This is a genomic window from Streptacidiphilus sp. ASG 303, assembly GCF_020991365.1.
In the GTDB taxonomy this organism is placed as follows: Bacteria; Actinomycetota; Actinomycetes; order Streptomycetales; family Streptomycetaceae; genus Peterkaempfera.
Genome location: NZ_JAJLRA010000009.1, coordinates 95691 through 117751, shown reverse-complemented (window position 1 = coordinate 117751; position 22061 = coordinate 95691). Strand labels below are relative to the sequence as shown.

The following is a 22061-nucleotide window of genomic DNA, read 5'->3' as shown; positions in this document are numbered from 1 at the left end:
GACGCACTGCGGCGGCCGCACGCACCCGCGCGGCCGCCGCACATGTCCGCCCCTACTTCTTCCTGCCCGTGGACCGGGCCTGGGACAGGGCGCTCGCGGCGGCGGACTTCTCGGCCTTGGTCGCCTTCTTGTCCGCCAGCGTCGCGGCCGCGGCGGAGGCGGCCTTCTTGCCGGTCCGGCCGGTGCTGTCGGGCGCCTGGGAGACGGCGCTGGCCGCCGCGGTCTTCTGCTTCCCGGTGGTCCTGGCGCTGCCGAGCGACTTCCCTGCGGCGGTCGCGGCCTTCTGCCCGGTCTGACGCGTGCCCTTCGTCATGGTCACATCCCTCATGGTCCGGTGTCCTGACGGTCCGGCAGGACCGCTGTGGTGAAAGGCGCCTGCCCCGAACGGCGCCCGGCCAACACCCTCCCCGTGCCTCCGGTCCGCGTCCCTCCCCGTCACGGCGCAGAGGAACCCGGACCGGCGCAGCTCACGCCCGCTGTCCGCATGTGCGTGCCTCCCGCCCCCGCCCGCCTCATACCCGCTCGCCCGCCCCGCCCCTGCGCTCCCCGCCACCCCGCCCGCAGCCCTCAAAACGGCGGAAACTACCATCATCCCCATGCACCGCCTGCTCCACCTGCTGCGCCGCCTGGCCTACGCCCTGCCCGCCCCGCACGGCCCCCTCACCGAGTACCAGGAACTCAGCCAGCAGGCCGCCCTGCTGCGCCTGGACGCCGCCCTCGCACCCCGCCGCAACCCCGACCTGCAGCGACGCCTGGCCGTCCTCGAAGCCCGCTTGCGCCTTCTCGCCCCCGCCCAGCAGGAGCCCCCGCTCGGCCCGGCCGCCGTCTGGCGCCGCACCGTGCGCCAGTACCGCGCCCAGACGCTCCCGCCCGCCTGACGCCGGGCGACGGGGCGGCGGGCCCTCGGCTGCGAACAGCCTCCTCCGCCCCGCCCGGCGGCCGCCCCGACCGGGCGCCGACGCGGACCGGGCCTCTCCGCCTGGTACCTCCCAGGCGTGCCCCGCACGATCCGGCCGCCCGGTCCACCCAGGGTGCGTCCGACGGTCAGCCGCGCCAGACGAACTGGTCGACGAGGACCCGCTCGGCGATGTCGTCGACCACCAGCAGGCAGGTGCCGCGATCGGAGAACTCCAGGATCCGCAGGTGCGGGGCGGAGTCGATGAGGGCCGGCAGCAGGTAGGGGTCGAGTGACGCCTCGACGAGGGCCGTCTCGAGGTCCTGCCGGACGGGGTGGGGCAGCCGTTCGACCTGGGCGCGGAAGTCGCGGGGGAAGTCGATCACATAGGCCACCGGTCCAGGTTAGGGCCGCAGGCGGGGGAAGAGGGCCCGAACCTCGGCATCGGTGAGCACCTCGGGTGCGGGGGCGCCGGAGAGGCGTCGCTCCTCGGCACGGCCTGCGGCGTCCATCAGCTCGGGGGTGGCGAGGGCCCGCGCACGGACGTCCCAGGCGGCGAGGATCCGGGTGATCCGGTGCAGGGGGGTCTGCTCGATCTCGGCCTGGAACGCGGCGCGGTGGTCCTCGGGGAGCGCGTTGCGGATGCTGCGGATGGTGGGCTCGACCCGGGCTCGCGGGCGTGGTGCGGGCTCGTAGGGGTGGGCGCTCATCGTGGTCTCCGCATCTCGCGGGTGGCTGCCGTGGTCGGAGGCCCGGGTGCGGTACGACATCCGGGCTTCGGGTTCCACGGTAGCGACTCGGGGGTGCGTTGGCAGGTGTCAGGGCGCGACTCGTGCCTCCGCTCCGCGTCGAGGGCGCCCCCCGGCCGCCGCCCGTTCACCCCGAGGGCCCTCTCCCGTGACCGTCCGGGGCCGGGGCGCCGGAACCGGCGGTCGTCCTGGATCCCGGCCCTGCCGGGGACCCCTGACCCGCCGCTCCGCCGCTCCGCCGCTCCGCCGCTCCGCCGCTCCGCCGCTCCGCCGCTCCGCCGCTCCGCCGCTCCGCCGCTCCGGAACCGGGCGGCCGGTGCCCGGGATCCCCGGCAGGTCCGCTCAACGGCCGTGCGCCGGTGGCAGGGCGGCCGGTGCGACGGCGGGGCCGCGGGCACCGGCCGCCGGCCTGCGGCGGTGCCGGATCGCCGCCCGGGCCGACCCCGCGACGGCTACGGCCGCCGCGCTCGCGGCGAGGACGGGGCCGCCGAGGTCGAGGGCGTGCTGGAGGGAGGCGGTGGCCGCGTACCCGGTGCCCGCCTCGGCGGCGGCCCACAGCGGGGCCGCGGCGAGGCTGTGGCCGGCGATGCCGCGGTAGGGCAGACGGGCGGCGCCCGCGAGATGGGGGACGAGGGTGCGGACCACCGGGAGGAAGCGGGCCAGGAAGACGGCCCGCCCGCCGTGGCGGGCCGTCAGCGCCTCGGCCCGCCGCCACGCGGCGGAGGGGAGTCGGCGGCCGAGCCGGCCGGTGCGCAGGCGGCCGCCGAGCGCGCGTCCGGTGCGGTGGGCGAGGAAGTCGCCCGCCGCCGCCGCGCCCGCGGCCGCCGCGACCAGGAGGGGGAGGTCCAGCTGTCCCGCTCGTGCCAGTGCCCCGCCCGTCAGCAGCAGCGTGAACGTGGGGACGAAGGCCCCGACGAGCAGCACCGACTCGGCCAGGACGGCCGTGGCCACGATCACGTAGGCCGCCGCAGGGGGCACGTGTCCGAGAGCGTCCGCCAGGGCGCTCAACGGTCAGCCCCGGACCCGGCCTCGGCCCCGGCCTCGGACCTCACCGCGCCCCCGGCCACAGGCCGGGCGGGGCCGGACGCGGCCGTCGTGGGCCGCTCGAGCTGCCAGACCCTGGCCGGGGGGAGGTTGGCCCACACCGTCCGGCAGCCGGTGGCGCAGCGGCGCCGGTAGCCGGCCAGGACCTCTTCGACGGCCCGGTGCCGGAGCGTCCGGGCGCGGGAGGCGAGCAGGGTGCGGGCCTGCCGGGTGCCGAGGTAGGAGAAGTACGTCAGCGTGCCGCCGGGGCGCAGCAGCTCCAGGTAGCGGCCCATGATCGTCTCGACCTGGCGGGGGGTGAAGTTGGCGAAGGGCAGACCGGAGACGATCACGTCGTACCGCCGGCCGGGGTCCAGGTCCTCCACCCGCCGGGCGTGGACGCGGACCTGCCGCGTGTCCCGCCCCGTGTGCCCCGCCGGACGCGGGTGCGCGGTGGCGAGCCGGTCCAGGCGGGCGGCGAAGCGCGGATTGGCCTCGACGACGTCCAGGCTGCTGCCGGACGGCAGCCGGTCGATGAGGGCGCGGGTGACCGCGCCCGTCCCGGCGCCCGCCTCGAGGACGTTCAGCGGCCGCCCCGCCCGGGCGCGCACCGGTTCGGTCAGCGCGTGGGCGAGCGCCGTGCTGCTGGGCGCGACCGCGCCCGTGGTGCGGATGTCGCGGGCTGCCTCGATGAGGAACATCCAGCCCTCGGCATGGCGCTGCGCGACGGCACGGTCGTGCGAGGTGGTCCATGTGTCCATGGATCCGACCCTAGGAACGGGTTCGCGCCGGCGGATCCGTCGCTGTGCGACGGCCTCCCCCTACGAAAGTGGGGGAGGGCCGTCGAAGATCGGCGGAGGCGTGCCCGGCGGCCCCTGCCTAGGATTTCCAGGTGAACCGCAAACGGAATTCCCGGTGGGCCGTCCCCGGACGCTGCGGGGCGGTCCTGGTGCTGACGGCGGCCGCCGTCCAGAACGGCGCCGCGACCGCCGGCGGCCGGTACCTGACACCGTGCACCGCGGCCGCGGTGCTGTGCGGGACGGCACTGCTGGTGCGCCGGCTCCCCTGGGCCGCCGCCCCGCTGCTCGCCACCGCGGCGACGGGGCTGTGCGGGTGGCCGATGCTGCCGCTGCTGCTCGTCGCGCTGTTCGACCTGGCCGCCCGCCGCCGTGTCGCGGCGGCCGTCGGCTGCTGCGCCGTCGCCCTGGCCGTCGGCGGGGTGGCGCCGGCCGCGGTCTCGCTGTGGCGGCCGCAGCCGTACGGCGCCGTCCTGTTCCTGCTGCTGGCCGTCGTGGGCGGGCTGTGGGCGGGGAACCGCCGCCGTCTCGTCGAGGCCCTGCACGCCCGGGTCGACCACCTGCGCGTCGAGCGCGAGCTGCGGGAGGAGGCCGCCCGGACCGCGGAGCGGTCCCGCATCGCCGCCGAGATGCACGACGTCCTCGCCCACCGCCTCAGCCTGATCGCCCTGCACACCGGGGTCCTGTCCACCAGGGCCGACACCCTGCCCGCCCCGGTCGCCGAGCGCCTGGCCCTGCTGCGCACCGCCTCCACCGAGGCCCTGGCCGACCTGCGCGACATCCTCGGGGCCCTGCACACCGGCTCCGCCGGGGACGGCGAGGCGCCCGCCCCCGTCCTGCGCGACGTGCGCGACCTGGTCGAGCAGGCGCGCGAGGCCGGGCAGCAGATCGACCTGCAGGTCGAGGGCGTGCCCGAACACGCTCCCGCCGCCCACCGCCTGGCCCTGTACCGGCTGGTCCAGGAAGGGCTGACGAACGCCCGCAAGCACGCCCCGGGCGCGCCGGTGCACGTCCGCCTGGACCACGGGCCGCCCGCCACCCTCGTGGAGGTCATCAACGGTCCGGGCGCGGCGGCCGGGGACGCCGCCCCCTCCGGCTTCGGACTGGTCGGCCTGGGCGAGCGCGTCCGCGCCCTGGGCGGGCACCTGGACGCCGGGCCCCACGGCCCCGGCAGGTGGCGGCTGGCCGCCCGCATCCCCCACCCCGCACCCACCGAGCAGAACGGCACCCGCACATGATCCGCGCCATGATCGTCGACGACGACGCCCTGGTCCGCCTCGGCCTGGCCGACCTCCTCGACGCCGACGACGGCATCGAGGTCGTCGCCCAGGCGGCGGACGGTGTGCAGGCGGTCGAACTGGCCGCCGCCCACCGCATCGACGTCGCCCTGGTCGACGTCCGCATGCCCCGCATGGACGGCATCACCGCCACCGCCCGCCTGCGCGCACTGCCGCACCCGCCGAGGGTCGTCACCCTGACCACCTTCGACCTCGACGAGTACGTCTACAACGCCCTCGCCGCCGGTGCCGACGGCTTCCTCCTCAAGGACACCGACCCCGCCGAGATCCTGCGCGCCGTCCACCTCGTGGCCACCGGGTCCGCCATGCTCCACCCCGCCGCCGCCCGCCGCCTCATCGACCGCTACCACCGGGCCGGACGGCCCCGGGCCGCCGCCGCCCGCGCCCGGATCGAACGCCTCACACCCCGTGAACGCGACGTCCTGGCCCTCCTCGCCCGCGGCGACACCAACGCCGACATCGCCGACCGCCTCGGCATGCGGGAGAGCACGGTCAAGTCCCACGTCAGCCGCATCCTGACCGCCCTGGAGGTCTCCAACCGCGTCCAGGCCGCCCTCCTGGCCCGCGACGCCGACCTCGTCCCCTGACCCGCACCCGGCACCGGCGTGCGCCCCCCGGCCCGGCTCGTCCCCTGCCTCGCCCGTCCCCGCCCCCCTCGTGCCCCCGCCTCCACTCACCCCGCCTTCACTCGCCCCCGTCTCCGCCCGTCCCCGCCCCGACGGCACGGCCGGGCCGTGCGGCGGACGGCCCGGCCCGGGAGGCGTCAGCGGGCGCCGAGCAGGTGCTCCAGGGCGAGCTGGTCGAGCTGCTCGAAGGCCATGCCGCGGACGGCGGCCGCGTCCACGTCGAACTCCTCGGACGCCGAGCGGTCCGCGAGCAGCGCGTCGAGGCCGTCCGCGGCGGTCGGTGCGGCCAGCTCGTCCAGGCGGGCGGCGCGCAGCGCCTCCCGGACGGCCGGGTCGGCGCGGAAGGCGGCGGCCCGCTCCTTGAGGAGGAGGTAGTTCCGCATGCACCCGGCGGCGGACGCCCAGACGCCGTCGGCGTCCTCGGTGCGCGACGGCTTGAAGTCGAAGTGCCGGGGACCGTCGTAGCCGGACGACTCCAGGAGGTCGACCAGCCAGAACGCCTGGCGCAGGTCGCCGGCGCCGAAGCGCAGGTCCTGGTCGTACTTGAGGCCGGACTGGCCGTTGAGGTCGATGTGGAAGAGCTTGCCGTGCCACAGCGCCTGGGCGACGCCGTGCGCGACGTTCAGGCCCGCCATCTGCTCGTGTCCGACCTCCGGGTTGAGGCCGACCCCCTCCGGGCGCTCCAGGCTGTTGATGAACGCCAGCGCGTGGCCGACGGTCGGCAGCAGGATGTCGCCGCGCGGCTCGTTCGGCTTCGGCTCGATGGCGAAGCGCAGGTCGTAGCCCTGCCGGTGGACGTACTCGCCGAGCAGGTCGAAGGCCTCCTTCAGGCGGTCCAGCGCGACCCGGACGTCCTTGGACGCGCCGTGCTCCGCGCCCTCGCGGCCGCCCCAGGCGACGTACGTGGTGGCGCCGAGCCCGACCGCCAGGTCGATGGCGCGGACGGTCTTGCGCAGGGCGTGGCGGCGCACGTCGCGGTCGTTGGCGGTGAACGCGCCGTCCTTGAAGACCGGGTGGGTGAAGAGGTTGGTGGTGGCCATCGGCACCCGGAGGCCGGCGGCGTCCAGGGCGGCGCGGAAGCGCTTGACCGCGGCGTCGCGGTCCGCCTCCGAGGAGCCGGCCGGGACCAGGTCGTCGTCGTGGAAGGTCACGCCGTACGCGCCGAGTCCCGCCAGGCGGTGCACGGTCTCGGCCGGGTCGAGGGCGGGGCGGGTGGCGTCGCCGAACGGGTCGCGGCCCTGCCAGCCGACGGTCCACAGGCCGAAGGTGAACTTGTCCGCGGGGGTGGGGGTGGGCATGGCGGGGTGCTCCAGATCTGCCGGGGCCTGTTCGTCAGGGCGGAAAACAAACTAGGGTGCCGGCACGCGGATGGGAAGTCCCGGCACCGGACAGGGAGTTGGACATGGCACGGATCGTCATCGGGGTGGACAGCTCCACCCAGGCCGCCAAGGCCCTCGCCGTCGACGCCGACACCGGCCGGGTCCTGGGCGGGGGCCGGGCCCCCCACACCGTCACCGGCACCGGCGGCGCCCGCGAGAGCGACCCCCTCCAGTGGTGGCAGGCCCTCCAGGACGCCGTCGCCGCCACCGGCCACGCCGGGCGCGCCGAGGCCGTCGCCGTCGGCGGCCAGCAGCACGGCCTCGTCACCCTCGACGCCGACGGCCGGCCCGTCCACCCGGCCCTGCTCTGGAACGACACCCGCTCCGCCGGGCAGGCCGCCGCCCTCGTCGAGGAACTGGGCCCCGCCGCCTGGGCCCGCCGCACCGGCAGCGTGCCCAACGCCTCGTTCACCGTCAGCAAGTGGGCCTGGCTGCGCGACCGGCGGCTCACCGGCCGGGTCGCCGCCGTCCGCCTCCCGCACGAGTACCTCACCGAGCGGCTCACCGGCCGCCCCGTCGCCGAGCGCAGCGACGCCTCCGGCACCGGCTGGTGGGACGGGCACGGCTGGGACGAGGGGATCCTCGGCCTCGTCGGCCTCGACCCCGCCCTCCTCCCGCCGCTCCAGGAGCCCGGCACCCCCGCCGGTGAGACCCGCGGCGCCTTCGGCGGGCTGCGCCCCGGCACCCCCGTCGCCCTGGGCGCCGGCGACAACGCCGCCGCCGCGCTGGGGCTCGGCCTCGGCGGCGGCCCCGGCGCAGTGCACGGCCGGCCCGTCCTCTCCCTGGGCACCTCCGGCACCGTGTACGCCGCCACCCGCGGCCGGCCCGCCGACCCGAGCGGCACCGTCGCCGGCTTCGCCGACGCCCACGGCGACTGGCTGCCGCTCGCCTGCACCCTCAACTGCACCCTCGCCGTCGACCGCGTCGCCGCCCTCCTCGGGCGCGACCGGGAGGCGGTCGAGCCCGGCGGCCGGGCCGTCGTGCTGCCCTTCCTGGACGGCGAGCGCACCCCCGCCCTGCCGCACGCCGCCGGCCTGGTCCACGGCCTGCGCCACGACACGACCGCCGGCCAGCTGCTCCAGGCCGCCTACGACGGCGCTGCCCACACCCTGCTCGCCGCCCTCGACCGGGTGCTCGGCGCCGGCGGCGAGAGCGCGGGCGACGCCCCCCTGCTGCTCATCGGCGGCGGCGCCCGGGGCCACGCCTGGCAGGACACCGTGCGGCGGCTCTCCGGCCGCGCCGTCCAGGTGCCCGTCGCGTCAGAGCTCGTCGCCCTCGGCGCCGCCGCCCAGGCCGCCGGACTGCTCACCGGTGAGCACCCGGCGGCCGTCGCCCGCCGCTGGGGCACCGCGGCCGGCCCCGTCCTGGAACCGGTCGAACGCGACACCGCCGCGACGGAGCGGATCGCCGCCGTGCTGGCCGCCGGCGCGCCGCTGCTCGGCGGGGGCTGACCCGGCGGCAGCCGGCCCGGCGGGCGCCGAGCACGACCGGGCCGGCCGCCGGCCGGCCCCGCTAGGCGCGATCCAGGACGAGGCGGACCGCAGCCGCTCCGGGGTCACCGCGGTGGGCCGCGGCCTCGACCCGGTAGGTGCCGGCCGCGGCGGTCCAGCAGGCGCTGCCCGTGCCACAGGTCGTAGTGCGCGATGCGGGCGTCCCGGTCGAAGGGGGGCAGGTGGTCGGTGTGCTCGGGGACGGAGAAGGGCAGCCGCCCGGCGGCGTCGCACCGGCCGAGCAGGACGTCGGCGAGGGCGTTGCCGCCCTCCATGCCGGCGTACCAGAGCATCAGCAGCGCCGGGACCCGGTGGCGCCGGCGCCCGGTGAGTACGGCGCCGGCGGTCACGACACCGACGACGGTGCGCGGGTGGGCATCCGCGACGGCCAGGACGAGTTCCTCGTCCTCCGGGTGCAGGGTCGGCCGGTCGCGGTCGCCGCCGGTGCTGAAGCTGCCGATCAGGTTGGCGCCGGTGTCCGCGAGCGGTCCGTCAGGGGCGGCGGAGTCAGCACCGTCCGGGTCGGCGGTGCGGGCGAGGGCGCGGTGGGCGGCGCAGGCGACGACCTCGGGGCCTGGCGCGGGGACGTCGTGGTGGCGGGCGGCGAAGCGCAGCTGGGTGGTGAGGATGCGCAGGGCCGAGCGGTCGACGTCCTCCCAGCGGGCCCGGCCGGCGGCCAGGTCGTCCGGCAGGTGCAGGGCGCGTTGCGGGCGGAAGGACGCTTCGACGTCCGGTCCCGCGGCGAGCGAGGCGGCGGCGTCGCGCAGGCCGAAGACGAAGTCCGAGATCATGATTCCCTCGAAGCCCCACTCCTCGCGCAGCACCTCGGTGAGCAGCACGGGGTGCTGGCCGCACCACTCGCCGTTGACCGCGTTGTAGGCGCTCATGATGCCCGCGGCGCCCTCCTCGACCACCTGGCGGAAGTGCGGGAGGTAGACCTCGTGCAGCGCGCGCTCGTCCACCGCGACGTCGACGGTGAAGCGGGCGTTCTCCATGCTGTTGAGGGCGAAGTGCTTGGCGCACGCCATGACGTGGCGCTGCACACCGCGGACCAGGGCCGCGCCCATGGCGCCGAGCAGCACCGGGGGTCCTCGGCACAGGTCTCCTGGATGCGTCCCCAGGCGGGGGCCGGGGCAGGTTGATGCACACGCCGGCGAAGAGGTTGCCGCCCTGGGCGCGGACCTCCAGGCCGATCGCGTCGCCGATCCGCTCCTCCAACCCGGTGTCCCAGGTGGCGCCGCGGGCCATGGGGACGGGGAAGGCGGTGGAGGAGCCCATGACCACGCCGCGGGGCGCGCCCCGCGGATAGAGTGCGCCCGTCCGGGACGGACCGGCCGGCACGGGCCCGGGAGGGGTGACGTGGCGACGGCAGGGGCCGAGGGCGGCGGGACCGGGGCGCCCCGCGCGCCGCGGCCGCCCGGACGTGGGCGGCCGCGGATCCGCAAGCCGGCCGCGGAACGGCGTCAGGAGATCCTCGTCGCGGCCGGTTCGCTGATCGCCACCCGTGGCTTCAACGGGCTGGCGAGCCAGGACGTGGCTGAAGCGTGCGGTCTGACCGTGCCGGGGCTGCTGCACCACTTCCCCCACAAGACCGCACTGCTCGTGGCGGTCCTGGAGGACCGCGACCGCCGGGACATGGAGTCCGTCGGCGCCCTGCACGCCGACCACCGGCACGATCCGGTCCGGCTGTTGGAAGCGGTGGTGGAACGCAGCGCGGGCCAACCGGAGGTCGTTCGGCTGTACGCGGTGCTCGGGGCGGAGGCGAGCGACCCGGCGCACCCCGCCCACCCGTACTTCCGGCGCCGTTATCGCCGAGCCGTCCGGTTCGTCGCCGGGCTGCTCCGAGGACGGGTGGCCGAACCCGTCCCGACGGCCCGGCAGGTGATCGCCGCCATGGACGGGCTGCAGCTGCAGTGGTTGTCCGCGGGGGAAGGGTTCGACCTGGTGGAGGCCTGGCGGTGGGGTTCGCGGCGCTTCCTGTCCGAGGGGGCCGGACGGCATCCGGGGGCTACCGGGCGATGACCGCCTGCGGGACGGCGATCGCCCCGTGCCCGGCGGTCCGGGCCCGCGCGTCGTCCAGCATCGCTGCGGTGGCCGTCGCGCCGAACCGGGTGGCGCCCACGGCGACCAGCCGCAGCAGTGCGTCCAGCGTCCGCACGCCGCCCGCCGCCTTGACCCCGACCTGCTCGCCGACCGAGCGCCGCATCAGCGCCACCTGCTCCAGGACCGCGCCGCCGGGCGCGAAGCCGGTGCTGGTCTTGACGAAGTCCGCGCCCGCCTCCTCGACCAGCCGGCAGCCGGTGACGATCTCCTCGTCGGTGAGGTAGGCGTTCTCCAGGATCACCTTCACCAGCGCGCCCTCGCCCCGGGCCGCCGCCACCACGGCGGCGACGTCGGCGCCGACCGCGGCGTGCTCGCCCGAGCGCAGCCGGCCGATGTTGAGCACCATGTCGAGCTCCCGCGCGCCGTCCGCGAGGGCCTGCCGGGCCTCGGCCGCCTTGGTCGCGGTCGCGTTGGAGCCGTGCGGGAAGCCCACCACGGTCCCGACCTCGACCGGGGTGCCGGCCAGCAGGGCGGCCGCGGCGGCGACGTCGGCGGGCCTGACGCACACGCTCGCCACCGCGTAGGAGGCGGCCAGCTCGCACCCGGCCGCCACCTCGGCGGAGGTGAGCTCGGGCCGCAGCAGCGAGTGGTCGATCATCGCGGCGACGTCGGCCGCTCCGAGCGAGACGGGCGGGACGAAATCCGTGCCCACGGGGGCCGCCTTCCTGGGCGCACCGGTCGGCGCACACCTGTCTATACATTTGGACAGGTGCGAGGATAGGGTGCCGCCATGCCTGCGGACAAGACCGACGCCACCACCGAACTCCGTTTCCCCGAGGGCTTCCTGTGGGGGGCCTCCACCGCCGCCTTCCAGATCGAGGGCGCCTCCCGCGAGGACGGCCGCGGCGACAGCATCTGGGACACCTTCTGCCGCGTCCCCGGCCGGATCGCCGGCGGCGACACCGGCGAGCGGGCCACCGACCACTACCACCGGTACACCGAGGACGTGGCGCTGATGGCCGAGCTCGGCCTGGACGCCTACCGGCTCTCCGTCGCCTGGCCCCGCATCCGGCCCACCGGCCGCGGTCCCGCCAACCCCGCCGGCCTGGACTTCTACGACCGGCTCGTCGACGAGCTCCTCACCGCCGGGATCAAACCCTGCGTCACCCTCTACCACTGGGACCTGCCGCAGGAACTCGAGGACGCCGGCGGCTGGCCGCACCGCGGCACCGCCGAGCGCTTCGCCGAGTACGCCGCCGTCGTCGCCGGACGCCTGGGCGACCGGGTGCACTCCTGGAGCACCCTCAACGAGCCCTGGTGCACCGCCTACCTCGGCTACGCCAACGGCTTCCACGCCCCCGGCCGCTCCGAGCCCGCGGCCGCGCTCGCCGCCGCCCACCACCTCAACCTGGCCCACGGCCTGGCCTGCGCCGCCATGGCGCCGCACCTGCCGGCCGGCGCCCACCGCTCGGTCAGCCTCAACCTCCAGCACGCCCGCCCGCTCACCGGCGACCCCGCCGACCTCGAGGCGGCCCGCCGGGTGGACGCGGTGGCCAACCGGATCTTCCTCGGCCCGCTGCTGGACGGCGGCTACCCCGCCGACCTGCTCGCCGACACCGCCGACCTGACCGACTGGTCCTTCGTCCGCGACGGCGACGAGGCCCTCATCGCCGCCGCCCGCCCCACCTACCTCGGCGTCAACTACTACCACCCGCTGGCGGTACGGGCCTCCGGCAGGCCCCGGAACCCCTTCGAGCCCACCCCCTTCGTCGGCTGCGGCGACGTGGAGTTCGTCCAGCCCGACGGCGCCACCACCGACATGGGCTGGCCCACCGACGAGGACGGCCTGCACGAGCTGCTGCTGCGCCTGCACCGCGATCACCCCGGCACACCCCTCGTGGTCACCGAGAACGGCGCCGCCTTCCCCGACGAGGCCGGCCCCGACGGCGCCGTCCACGACGCCGACCGGATCGACTTCCTGCGCCGGCACGTCACCGTGCTCGCCCGCGCTCTGCGCGACGGCGTCGACCTGCGCGGCTACTTCGTCTGGTCGCTGCTGGACAACTTCGAGTGGACCTTCGGCTACGCCAAGCGCTTCGGCCTGGTCCACGTGGACTACGACACCCTCCGGCGGACCCCGAAGGCCAGCTTCGGGTACTACCGCGACACCATCGCGGCCTCCCGGCCGCACTGACCGGGCACCCGACGGCGCCCCGGCCCGCGGCCCGGGGCGCCGGTCGCGGCGTTCAGGCCGGTGCCCGCCCGCTGCCGGGCCGGTCGACGTGGAAGCCCACCGACAGCCGGTAGCGGTCGGCGGCGTAGGCGGAGCGGGTGAACTCCAGCGGGGTCCCGTCCTGGTCGTCGATCACCCGCTCCTCCACCAGCAGCGCCGAGCCGGGCGGCACCTCGAGCACCCGTGCCCGCTCCTCGTCCGCGACCGCGGCGGTGATCCACGAGCGGCCCGCCGTCGGTACGAAACCCAGCTTCACCAGGGCCTCGTGCAGCGAGCCGTGCACCAGGTCGGTCTCGGCCAGCCCGGAGAGGGCACCGGGGAAGACGGCGTGCTCCCAGGCGATCGGCACGCCGTCCGCCACCCGCACCCGCCGCACCGACACCACGGACGCCTCGCGTCCCAGCCGGAGCCGGTGGGCCTCCTCCTCCGCGGCCCGCCGCAGCCGGACCGCCACCTCGCGCGATCCCGGCACCCGGCCCTGACGCCGCATCTCGGCTCCGAAACCCACCAGCAGGTCGGCGCGGCGCGCCGGCGGCGCCTCGGCGACGAAGGAACCGCGCCCGGCCTGCCGGTGCACCAGGCCCTCGTCGACCAGCCGGGCCATCGCCGCCCGCACGGTCATCCGGCTGGCGCCGAACTCCCGGCACAGCTCGCTCTCCGACGGCAGCGCGTCGCCGGCCGAGGCCCGGGCGATCCGGCGGCGCAGGGCATGCTCGATCTGCACGTAGCGGGGGGCGTGGCTCAGGTCCGTCACCGGCCCAGCTTAAGGGCCCCGCGGACGGGGGGTGCCGGCCGAGGAGCGGACCGAGGGGCGGGCAGGGGGCGGTGGGCGCCCGGTCGCCGTGGCCGGGCGCCGTCGTTCAGGCGGCGTCGCGTTCCAGCAGCCACACCGCCGAGGTGACGCCGCGCGGGTAGTAGCGGCTGCCCATCGGCACCCCGGCGAGGATCTGGTCGCTCCAGGCCCAGCGTGACTCGGTGGGGTGGGCCAGCCAGCCCACGTGCGCGCGGTCGGCGCGGGCCGCCGCCTCGTCGTCGGGCAGGCCCAGCAGCCGGCGCGCGGTGAACTGGCCCAGGTAGATCTTGCACAGCCAGGAGTTGGCACTGGTGGAGGAGAGCTTCCAGCCGCCGTCGTCGAACAGGCAGCGCCCCGGTACCAGCACCGCCCGCAGATGCCCGGCCAGGGCCGCGACCAGGTCGTGCTCCGCCGCGGTGTCGGTGCCGGTCAGGTGCGCCAGTGCCAGGCCCTCGACCACGGGGACGATCCGCGCGCCGGCCGGGTCCTCCAGCAGCGCCGGGAGCGTGCCGTCGGCGGTCACCGCGCCGAGCACCGCCCGCACGGCGAGGCCGGCGTGGCGCGCGGCCCGGTCGGCGGCCTCCTCCTCGCCCACCTGGCGCAGGGTGCGTTCCAGCCAGCGGTACGCGGCCCAGTTCTTCACGGTCAGGTAGGTGCTGGAGCGGGCCTGGCCGAGCGAGGTGTCCAGGCTGTCGTAGGTGGTGATCTCCGCGCCCGCGCCGACCAGGTCGGAGTCCCGGGCGTGGGTGCCGGTGCCGTCGGGGTCGCGGGCCAGCAGGCTCTCCAGGCAGTCCAGCCAGGTGGCACGGTGCCCGGCGAGCCAGCCGGTGTCCCCGGTGGTGTGGGCGTACACGCCTGCGGCGAGCACCCAGTTGGCCAGTTCCTCGGCCGTCATGTACGAGAAGCAGTCGGTCAGCCCCCTGCGCTCGTAGGCGGAGCGGCCTCGGGGCGCGAAGACGTTGGCCACGCCCATGTCGTGGGTGAAGCTCAGCCCGTAGCGGTCGCGGTAGCTGTAGTCGCGCAGGTGGTGCTCCAGGACGTTGCGCAGCGTCCAGGGATGCTGCCGGGCCTCGAAGTACGCCTGGTCGACGGTGAGGTCGAGGGTGTTGATCATCCGGAACTCGCCCTCGTTGACGACCCACACCACCTCGCCGTCCTCGTCCTCCAGCGCCTGGGTGCTGCCGTAGTAGCTGCGCACCGCGTGCGCCAGCTGGAAGGCCCGCTCCGGGGGCAGCCCGGCCGCGCCGAGATCCGCCTCGGCCCGCTCCCAGGCGGCGGTGAGCGCGTCGAAGCGCTCCAGCGCGGCGGCGGCGACCGCCTCGACGCCGGGGTACCAGCGGTTGTACAGGAAGCGGCAACGCCTGGGGGAGGTGAGGTACTCCGCGGTGTGGAAGCACACCGCGAACCGGTGGCTGCGCCGCTGCCCGGCCGGGATGTCCAGCACCAGCAGCGCGGTGTCGCCCAGGCCGAAGCCCCAGTTGTCCTCCTCGCCCGGGCGCAGCACGTACGGCACGTCGAAGCCGATCGCCGAGCGCGCGTCAGGCGAGTCGGTGACGATCGCGGTCCGGGTGCCCTGCGCCACACCGGTCAGGCCGTCGCCGGCCAGGTGCCGCATGCCCAGGTACGGGTCGCTGCCGCGGTACCCGAAGAACGCCCGCCGCGGCCCGGCGCCCGCGGTGTTGTCCACCGTGAGCTCGACGAGCACCGCGGGCAGCAGCGCGTCGCGCAGCGCCGGCCCGGCCGCCGGGTCGGCCGGATCGGGCACCGGGCCGACGGGGGAGCGGACGGTGAAGGTCAGGTCCCCCGCGGTCCAGGTGTCGGTGGTGACGGTGAACGTCCGGGAGACCGCGTGCGCCGGGAAGGCGTTGAGCACACCCTCCTCCCGCACCGGGGCGTCCCCCACCTGGAACCGGGCGGCGTCGCTCACACCCCCGGCGTCGCCGCCCCGCTCCGCCCCGGCGAAGAACGGCAGCGCGTCGAAGTCGCCGCTGCCCGGGGCGCGCTCCAGGCCCACCAGGACGTCCTGCCCGGCCGGGCCGCCCAGTCCCAGGCCCAGGCCGCCGTGCGCCCCGGGGTGGCCCAGGGTGAAGGACGCGAAGGCGCCGATCGGGGAGTGCTGGACGTTGACCACGGCCAGGGCCGCGCGCACGGCCTCGCCCGTCGCGGCGCCACCGGCGGGGGCGCCCCCGGCGGGACTGTTCCCGGACGGGGTGTTCTCGTACGGGTCGGTGCTGCGGTGCATGGTGCGGTTCCCCTCGCGGTCGCTGCGGCGCGGTGCGGTCGGTGCGGGCACTCCGGCCGGTGCGGATGCCCCGGTCGGTGCGGTGGACGGGGTCACGCCTTGAGGCTGCCCTGGGTCAGCGCGGTCATCATCCGCCGCTGGAGACCTGCGAACAGGGCGAACATCGGGACGGAGCAGAGCAGCGTGCCGGCCAGCAGCACCCCGTACTGCGGGTTGGTCTGGGACTGCAGGGTCGGCAGCGCCACCTGGAGGGTCCGCACCGAGACGTCCGAGCTGAGCAGGGTCGCGGAGAACAGGTACTCATTCCAGATGCCGAGGAAGTTGAGGATGAAGACGGTCGCGACGCCCGGCATCGCCAGCGGCAGGTAGATGTGGAACAGGACGCGCAGCCTGCTCGCGCCGTCCACCACCGCCGCCTCGTCCAGCTCGCGGGGAATGCCCCGCATGAACTGGGTCAGCAGGATCACCGCGAGCGGCTGCGCGTTCGCGGTGAACAGCAGGATGAGGAAGAGCCGGGTCTGGAACAGCTGGAGCTCGATGGCGAGCAGCACCGTGGGGACGAGGGCCGCGAGGCCGGGGATGAGGAAGCCCAGCGAGAAGGCCTTCTCGGCCCACGCCGCCAACCGGCTGCCGGACCTGGCCAGCGCGTAGGCGGCGGGGATCGCCAGTGCCAGGCCGCCCACCTCGGCGCCCAGGGTGATGAACAGCGAGTTGAGCATCGCCGGGCCGAGCTGGGCCTGGTCCCAGGCCTTGGAGAAGTTGTCCCAGTGCCAACTGCCGGGCAGGGAGAAGCCGTTGGCGAAGATGGCGGTGTCGTCCTTCACCGAGGACACCAGCACGAAGTACAGCGGGATGCACAGCACGGCCGCGTAGAGCCAGACGGCGAGGTGCGCCGGCCACATCGACCGCGTGGAACGTGTGCGGGAGGTCATCGGGACGCCCTTTCCGGTCAGGTGGCGGGGGCCGGTTCAGTAACGGGAGCGGAAGACCCGCCGGATGACGACGATGCCGATCAGGCCGACGGCGAACAGCAGCACGCCCACGGCCTGGCTGTAGCCGACGTCGTATCCCAGGAACGCCTTCTCGTAGACCAGGTAGGACAGGGTCGTGGTGCGCGACTCGGGGCCGCCCTTGGTCAGCAGCAGCACCACGCCGGCGGAGCCGAAGAGGTTCCACAGGAACTGGAGCATGGTGATCACGCCGACGTAGCCGCGCGCCATCGGGAAGGCGATCTGCCACATGGTGCGGAAACGGCCGGCGCCGTCGAGCTGGGCCGCCTCGTACACCGAGGCGTCGATGCCGCCGAGGTGCGCGGCGAACAGGATCGAGGTGTAGCCGATGCCGCCCCACAGGGTGACCGCGATGACGGAGGGCAGGGCGGTGGACGGGTCGGCCAGCCACGGCTTGGTGAGCGAGCCGAGGCCGATGCCGTCCAGCACGCTGTTGATCAGACCGTAGGGGGCGAAGGTCGCGAAGAACACCGTCGCCTGTGCGGCCAGGGACAGCAGGCCGGGTATGAACAGCAGCACCCGCAGCACCCGCGCGCCCGGGGGGTTCAGCGACACGTAGTAGCCGAGCATGAAGGACAGCGCGACCAGCACCGGCACGGTCGCGATCAGGTGCACGACGGTGGTCCGGCAGGCCTGCCAGAACTCCGGATCGTCCAGCACCCGACGGAAGTTGCCCAGCCCGACCCAGGAGTGCGGGGCGAGCAGGCCGGGCCACCTCAGGAACGCGAGGTAGAACACCGCGACGAGCGGGCCGATGGTGAACAGCAGGTAGAACAGCAGGGAGGGGGCGGCGAAGATCGTCAGCGCCCGGTCCGCCCTGCGGGCGTTGCGGCTGCCGCCGCGGTGCGGAGCGGGCCGCGGGGCGGCGACCGCCTCGCTTCCCGCGGTGATGGTCTGCGTCATGGCGTCGCGATCCTTCCTCTCGGGCGCCGGGCCGCCGCAGGGCCGGGTCGGACCGGCCCCGCGGCGGGCTCGTGGAGGCGGCTGCGGCTGCGCCGCCGCGCGGTCAGCCCGCGGAGGTGTAGAGGTGCTCCAGCGCCGAGCAGGTGTCCTGCGCCGACTTGCCCGGGGTGAAGGCGACCGCCGAGGCCTTGATGTAGGTGGAGGTCACCGCCGGCGGGATGTAGGAGTCGGTGGAGTGGAGCCGGTCGGTCTCGCCGACCGCCTTGGTGGCCGGGCCCAGCAGCGGGTTGGCGTCCGTCGGCATGGCCGGGACCTTGGCCACGGCCGGCACGAAGCCGGAGTCGACCATGGCCTTGGTGACGACCGGATCGCTGTACTGGATCTCCATGAACTTCCTGATCAGGTCGGCCTTCGCCGCCCCGTTCCTGCTCACGATCCAGCCCGCGGAGGAGTAGCCCACCGCGAAGGCGGGCCGGGTCACCGCGCCGCCCTGCGGGGCGGGGATGCCACCGACGGTGATCTTCGGGAGCAGGTCCTTGGGCGTACCGCCGAACCCCCAGGAGCCCGAGAGCATCATGGCGGCCTTGCCGGTGTTGAACGCGGCCGTCATGTCGTTGGAGGTCAGGCCCTGGACGTCCTTGGCGAACAGGCCCTTGTCGCGCAGCTTGACCAGCTCGTTCAGCGCGTCCATCACATGGCCGTTCGAGCAGTACTTGCCCTGCTTGAACACGCTGTCGTAGTCGGACACGGGCAGGTACAGCTCGATGAACTTCTGGACGAAGTCCTGGCCGGTCCAGTCGCTGCCGCCGATGGCCCACGGGGTGATCCCCGCGGCCTTGAGCTTGTCGACGTCCGACTCCAGGTCCGCCATGGTGGCCGGCGGCCGGGCGATCCCGGCCTTCTTCAGCAGCTCGGTGTTGAACCACAGCGGCCAGGTGAAGGTCTGGTAAGGGAAGCCGATGACCTTCCCGTCGATGGTCCACTCCTTGATCGCGTCGGGGTTGACGGTGCCGCGGATGCCCCAGGAGTCCAGGTAGTCGTCCACCGGGTGGACCGCGCCGCTGGCGAGCCAGTTGCGCACGGCGCCGACCGGGTTGATGTTGACCAGGTCGGGCTCCTTGCCGGCCAGCGAGGTGGACTCGAACTGGCTGGTGACGGTGTCGCCGGTGCCGGTGGTCAGCTTGACCTTCGCGCCCGTCTCCTGCTCGAACTGCGCGATGGCGGCCTTGAAGTCCTTGAAGTCCGGGCTCGAGGGGGTGGCGATGCTCAGGATCGTCAGTTCCCGGCCGGCCTTGCCGCCGCCCTTCCCCTCGGTGCTGCTCCCCCCGCTGCTGCAGGCGGCCAGGGCCAGCGCGGCCGCACAGGCCCCGGCGAGAACGGTGAGGCTCTGCTTTCTCACGGAATGCTCCCATCGTCGATGACGGGCATGCGGGGAGACCTGGAAGGCGCTCGGGCTCCCGTGCTCGATTGGCGGCGAGCGTAGCGCTTACTCGTTTCAGTGAGAACACTCGGCAACGTGCCCGTCATCAATCCGTTACGCGTCGGCAGCGCATCCCCGGCCTGTCCGGTTCCCGTGGCCGGCTCTTCGGTGCGTGGCCCGCCGGATGCCCCGTTCCAGGTAACCGCAGGTGGAAGGGGCTCTCCAGTGGGATCTGCAGGAGCCGCTGCGCTGCCGTTGCCGACGGGATGGCCGAAACGAAGTGCGCCAGGCATCCCGCGTCGCAACGGATGCGTGTAAGTTACGTGCTCCGTAGGGAGGGCCGGCCACTCGTCCGGCGCCGACCTCGTATGCTCGCAGCACCGGAAGGGAGTGGCCGTGGTTGCCGAACCGGAGAGCGGCGCGCCGGCGTCGCGGTCCCACAGGGTGACGATCCGTCAGGTGGCACTCCATGCCGGTGTCTCCCACGCGGCCGCCTCCTACGCCCTCAACCAGCGCCCCGGGGTGTCGGAGGAGACCCGGGCCCGCGTGCTCCAGGCGGCGCGGGAGCTCGGCTGGGCACCCAACACCGCAGCCCGCGCCCTGGTCGCCTCGCGCGCCAACGCCGTGGGCATGGTGCTCGTCCGCCCGCCGCGGGTGATGACCGTCGACTCCTACTTCACCCAGATGCTCAGCGGCGTCGAGGCCGAACTCAACCGCAACGGCATCGCCCTGGTGCTGCACCTGGTCGACGCCATCGAGGACACCCTGGAGGTCTACCGCGCCTGGTGGGCCGGGCGCCACGTCGACGGGGTCATCGTCACCGACCTGCGGCGCGGGGACCCCCGGCTGGCGGCCCTCACGGAGATCGGCCTGCCCGCAGCGCTCATCGGCGGCGACCCCGAGGTGGCGGGCTTCAGCACGGTCGAGGCCGACATGCCGGAGATGACCTCCGCCATCGTCACCTACCTGCGCGCCCTGGGACACCGGTCGATCGCCCGTATCGCCGGCAACGCCGACCTGTACCACACCTGGCGCCGCGACCTGGCCTACGAGCGGGCCGTCGTCGCCGCCGGCCTCGACCCGGCCGGCTACCAGGTGGTCTACACCGACTACAGCCCCGCCTCCGGCATGCGGGCCATGCGCCGGCTGATGGCGTCGGCCGAACCGCCCACCGCCGTGGTCTTCGACAACGACGTCATGGCCGCGGCCGCCCTGCGGGTCGCCGCCGAGATGGGCCTGCGGGTCCCGGACGACGTCTCGGTGGTCGCCTGGGACGACTCCGACCTGTGCCAGATCGTCGTCCCCGCCATCACGGCCGTCGAGCAGACCCCTGCCCGGCAGGCGGAACTGGCCGCCCGCGCCCTGCTGCGGACCATCGCCGACGGCACCGTCGAACACGCCGTGCTGCCGCCGGGCACCCTCAACATCCGCGAGTCCACCCGCCCGGTCCGCCCGCGCCCGCCGTACGAGGCCCGCTGAGCTGCTGACCTGCTGACCTGCTGATCCGCGGCCCCGACGCCGGCCGCCACCGAGCCCCGCTCCCGCACCATCGGACCGCCCGCCGCGCCACCGGCGCGGCACCCCCTTGCCGTTCCCCGCCCGAACGAAGGACCGTCCCGTGCGCATCGAACCGGCCCCCGCCGTCCCGCCCCACGCGCTCCCGCCCCACGCGCTCCCGTCCCACGCGCTCCCGCCCCACGAGCTCTCCGTCCTCGACCTCGGCGCCGTCGGCGACGGCACCACCGACGACACCGCCGCCGTCCAGGCCGCCATCGACACCCTCGCCGCCCGCGGCGGCGGCCGGGTCGTGCTGCCCGCCGGCGGCGTCTACCGCTGCGGATCGGTACGACTGCGCGACCGCATCGAGCTGCACCTCCCCGCCGGCGCCCGCCTCGCCGCCGCAACCGACCCGGCCGACTTCTCCCGCAGCCACGTCGTCGGCGCCCTCAGCGGCGGCCTGTCCACCCACAGCGCCGTCGCCAACGGCATGCTGCTGTGGGCCGAGGACGCCACCGACATCGCCATCACCGGCGCGGGCACCGTCGACGGCTCCGCCGCCGCCTACGTCGTGGAGGAGGGCGAGCAGATCCACCGGATGCGCCGCGACCGCCCCTTCCCGCTGTTCCTCATCGGCTGCACCGGTGTGGTGATCCGCGACGTGCGCTTCACCGACGCCGCGCTGTGGACGATGCGGCTGTCGGGCTGCACCGACGTGCGCATCGACGGGGTGCGCATCGCCAACGACATGCGGGTGCCCAACGCCGACGGCATCGACATCGACCACTGCCGCCGGGTGCGGATCACCGGCTGCGACATCGTCTGCCCCGACGACGGCATCTCGCTGAAGACCTCCGACGAGTTCGTCCGGTACGGGCCCTGCGAGGACGTCGTTGTCTCCGCCTGCACCGTCACCTCCCGCTCCACCGCGATCACCGTCGGCGCGGACACCGAACAGCCGCTGCGCAACGTCGTGGTGACCGGCTGCGTCATCCGCGACAGCCACCGCGGCGTCTCGGTGTCCGTCGGCACCGGCACCGGCGGGTACGTGGAGAACGTGCTGTTCAGCGACCTGGTCATCGAGACCCGCCACGACGTGGACGACTGGTGGGGCTGCGGCGAGCCGATCCTGCTGCGCTCCGCGCCCTGGCACCGGGAGGCCGGCGCGATCCGCCACGTGCGCGTCCGCAACGTCCTGGCCCGCAGTGAGAACGGCATCGTCGTCCACGCCACCGCCCCCGGCGCGATCGAGGACGTCGTCATCGGCGACGTCCGCCTGGAGCTCACCCGCTGGACGGACCACCCCGGCCGCCGGCAGGACCTGCGGCCCATCACCTCCGCCGAGCCCTTCCCCGGCCGGGAGTGGGACATCAACGGCCTGCGGCCCGCCCTGCCCCCCGCGGTCCTCGTCGAGGGCGCCCGCGACGTGCGGCTGCGGGACGTGCGGATCACCGTCGACCCCGCGCACCGCGACGGGTTCGGCCCGGTCCTGGAGGTCCGCGACAGCGCCGACGTCACCTGGCGCGACCTGCACGCCGACGACCCGGCCGGCCCCGCCGACGCCCTGCTGCACGACGGAGCCGCCGCCCCGCTGCCCTCCGACGGCGCGGCCTGACCGCCCCGCACGCCCGCCGGCCCCGGGCCGGGCGCACCCGCCCGGGGC

Annotated in this window: 21 protein-coding genes; 8 read left to right on the top strand and 13 right to left on the bottom strand. The window is 75.3% G+C overall.

Annotated features, from left to right (window positions below; all coding sequences use genetic code 11):
• Positions 1-52 precede the first annotated feature (52 nt).
• Entirely contained in the window at positions 53-319 is a 267-nt protein-coding gene (locus LO771_RS14620; RefSeq protein WP_230652383.1) for a hypothetical protein, read from the bottom strand.
• A gap of 277 nt (positions 320-596) precedes the next feature.
• Here LO771_RS14620 and LO771_RS14615 point away from each other — a divergent pair, with 277 nt between their 5' ends.
• Complete coding sequence (locus LO771_RS14615; RefSeq protein WP_230652381.1) at positions 597-878, top strand: hypothetical protein; 282 nt, start codon at positions 597-599, stop codon at positions 876-878.
• Between the two features lie 166 nt (positions 879-1044).
• On the opposite strand, the gene LO771_RS14610 is transcribed toward LO771_RS14615, so the two are convergent.
• The 4 genes from LO771_RS14610 to LO771_RS14595 form a co-directional block, all read right to left on the bottom strand.
• A complete protein-coding gene (locus LO771_RS14610; RefSeq protein ID WP_230652380.1) occupies positions 1045-1290 on the bottom strand; it encodes a hypothetical protein in 246 nt (81 codons plus the stop codon).
• A gap of 9 nt (positions 1291-1299) precedes the next feature.
• The gene (locus tag LO771_RS14605) at positions 1300-1683 is read right to left on the bottom strand and encodes a hypothetical protein (protein WP_230652378.1); all 384 of its coding nucleotides are present in this window, start codon (positions 1681-1683) and stop codon (positions 1300-1302) included.
• Positions 1684-1986: 303 nt separating this feature from the next.
• Positions 1987-2622, bottom strand: coding sequence for a DedA family protein (locus LO771_RS14600; RefSeq protein ID WP_230652376.1), 636 nt, complete (start codon positions 2620-2622; stop codon positions 1987-1989).
• A gap of 26 nt (positions 2623-2648) precedes the next feature.
• Positions 2649-3428 (bottom strand): class I SAM-dependent methyltransferase, encoded by a 780-nt coding sequence (locus LO771_RS14595; RefSeq protein WP_230652374.1) that lies wholly within the window; start codon positions 3426-3428, stop codon positions 2649-2651.
• Between the two features lie 131 nt (positions 3429-3559).
• Here LO771_RS14595 and LO771_RS14590 point away from each other — a divergent pair, with 131 nt between their 5' ends.
• Positions 3560-4702, top strand: coding sequence for a sensor histidine kinase (locus tag LO771_RS14590; protein WP_230652372.1), 1143 nt, complete (start codon positions 3560-3562; stop codon positions 4700-4702).
• Entirely contained in the window at positions 4699-5349 is a 651-nt protein-coding gene (locus tag LO771_RS14585) for a response regulator transcription factor (protein WP_230652370.1), read from the top strand. Before LO771_RS14590 ends, LO771_RS14585 begins: the two co-directional genes overlap by 4 nt.
• 176 nt (positions 5350-5525) lie before the next feature.
• On the opposite strand, the gene xylA is transcribed toward LO771_RS14585, so the two are convergent.
• Entirely contained in the window at positions 5526-6686 is a 1161-nt protein-coding gene (gene xylA / locus LO771_RS14580; protein WP_230652368.1) for a xylose isomerase, read from the bottom strand.
• 104 nt (positions 6687-6790) lie between these two features.
• On the opposite strand from xylA, the gene xylB reads away from it, so the two are divergent.
• On the top strand, positions 6791-8218 hold the full coding sequence (gene xylB / locus LO771_RS14575) for a xylulokinase (protein ID WP_230652366.1): 1428 nt from the start codon (positions 6791-6793) through the stop codon (positions 8216-8218).
• A gap of 104 nt (positions 8219-8322) precedes the next feature.
• Here xylB and LO771_RS14570 read toward each other — a convergent pair whose 3' ends face one another.
• Positions 8323-9339, bottom strand: coding sequence for a glycoside hydrolase family 3 N-terminal domain-containing protein (locus tag LO771_RS14570; RefSeq protein WP_230652364.1), 1017 nt, complete (start codon positions 9337-9339; stop codon positions 8323-8325).
• Between the two features lie 277 nt (positions 9340-9616).
• Between LO771_RS14570 and LO771_RS14565 the strand changes: the two genes are divergently transcribed.
• Complete coding sequence (locus LO771_RS14565; RefSeq protein ID WP_230652362.1) at positions 9617-10279, top strand: TetR/AcrR family transcriptional regulator; 663 nt, start codon at positions 9617-9619, stop codon at positions 10277-10279.
• Here the strand turns inward: LO771_RS14565 and deoC are convergent.
• The gene (gene deoC / locus LO771_RS14560; RefSeq protein WP_230652360.1) at positions 10266-11012 is read right to left on the bottom strand and encodes a deoxyribose-phosphate aldolase; all 747 of its coding nucleotides are present in this window, start codon (positions 11010-11012) and stop codon (positions 10266-10268) included. The two genes, LO771_RS14565 and deoC, sit on opposite strands and share 14 nt — an antisense overlap.
• A gap of 78 nt (positions 11013-11090) precedes the next feature.
• Here deoC and LO771_RS14555 point away from each other — a divergent pair, with 78 nt between their 5' ends.
• Positions 11091-12494: a GH1 family beta-glucosidase gene (locus tag LO771_RS14555; RefSeq protein WP_230652358.1), complete on the top strand. Its 1404-nt coding sequence runs from the start codon at positions 11091-11093 to the stop codon at positions 12492-12494.
• A gap of 52 nt (positions 12495-12546) precedes the next feature.
• Here LO771_RS14555 and LO771_RS14550 read toward each other — a convergent pair whose 3' ends face one another.
• From LO771_RS14550 to LO771_RS14530, 5 genes are all read right to left on the bottom strand, one after another.
• Complete coding sequence (locus LO771_RS14550; RefSeq protein ID WP_230652356.1) at positions 12547-13287, bottom strand: GntR family transcriptional regulator; 741 nt, start codon at positions 13285-13287, stop codon at positions 12547-12549.
• Between the two features lie 106 nt (positions 13288-13393).
• Positions 13394-15568 (bottom strand): glycoside hydrolase family 52 protein, encoded by a 2175-nt coding sequence (locus LO771_RS14545; protein WP_230652354.1) that lies wholly within the window; start codon positions 15566-15568, stop codon positions 13394-13396.
• Positions 15569-15660: 92 nt separating this feature from the next.
• Positions 15661-16500, bottom strand: coding sequence for a carbohydrate ABC transporter permease (locus LO771_RS14540; RefSeq protein ID WP_230652352.1), 840 nt, complete (start codon positions 16498-16500; stop codon positions 15661-15663).
• Between the two features lie 36 nt (positions 16501-16536).
• Entirely contained in the window at positions 16537-17481 is a 945-nt protein-coding gene (locus tag LO771_RS14535; RefSeq protein WP_230652350.1) for a carbohydrate ABC transporter permease, read from the bottom strand.
• A 103-nt stretch (positions 17482-17584) separates the two neighbouring features.
• A complete protein-coding gene (locus tag LO771_RS14530) occupies positions 17585-18880 on the bottom strand; it encodes an ABC transporter substrate-binding protein (protein WP_230652348.1) in 1296 nt (431 codons plus the stop codon).
• A gap of 480 nt (positions 18881-19360) precedes the next feature.
• Between LO771_RS14530 and LO771_RS14525 the strand changes: the two genes are divergently transcribed.
• Together LO771_RS14525 and LO771_RS14520 are read left to right on the top strand one after the other, a co-directional pair.
• Positions 19361-20380, top strand: a complete 1020-nt coding sequence (locus LO771_RS14525; RefSeq protein ID WP_230652346.1) for a LacI family DNA-binding transcriptional regulator — start codon at positions 19361-19363, stop codon at positions 20378-20380.
• A gap of 139 nt (positions 20381-20519) precedes the next feature.
• Positions 20520-22013, top strand: coding sequence for a glycoside hydrolase family 28 protein (locus LO771_RS14520; protein WP_230652344.1), 1494 nt, complete (start codon positions 20520-20522; stop codon positions 22011-22013).
• The last annotated feature ends 48 nt before the right edge of the window (positions 22014-22061 follow it).

Bases quoted from the DNA above. Each gene is read 5' to 3' on its own strand.
- LO771_RS14535 (WP_230652350.1), bottom strand. From the start codon at position 17,481: ATGACGCAGACCATCACCGCGGGAAGCGAGGCGGTCGCCGCCCCGCGG.
- LO771_RS14540 (WP_230652352.1), bottom strand. From the start codon at position 16,500: ATGACCTCCCGCACACGTTCCACGCGGTCGATGTGGCCGGCGCACCTC.
- LO771_RS14585 (WP_230652370.1), top strand. From the start codon at position 4,699: ATGATCCGCGCCATGATCGTCGACGACGACGCCCTGGTCCGCCTCGGC.
- xylB (WP_230652366.1), top strand. From the start codon at position 6,791: ATGGCACGGATCGTCATCGGGGTGGACAGCTCCACCCAGGCCGCCAAG.
- LO771_RS14545 (WP_230652354.1), bottom strand. From the start codon at position 15,568: ATGCACCGCAGCACCGACCCGTACGAGAACACCCCGTCCGGGAACAGT.
- xylA (WP_230652368.1), bottom strand. From the start codon at position 6,686: ATGCCCACCCCCACCCCCGCGGACAAGTTCACCTTCGGCCTGTGGACC.
- LO771_RS14595 (WP_230652374.1), bottom strand. From the start codon at position 3,428: ATGGACACATGGACCACCTCGCACGACCGTGCCGTCGCGCAGCGCCAT.
- LO771_RS14555 (WP_230652358.1), top strand. From the start codon at position 11,091: ATGCCTGCGGACAAGACCGACGCCACCACCGAACTCCGTTTCCCCGAG.
- LO771_RS14615 (WP_230652381.1), top strand. From the start codon at position 597: ATGCACCGCCTGCTCCACCTGCTGCGCCGCCTGGCCTACGCCCTGCCC.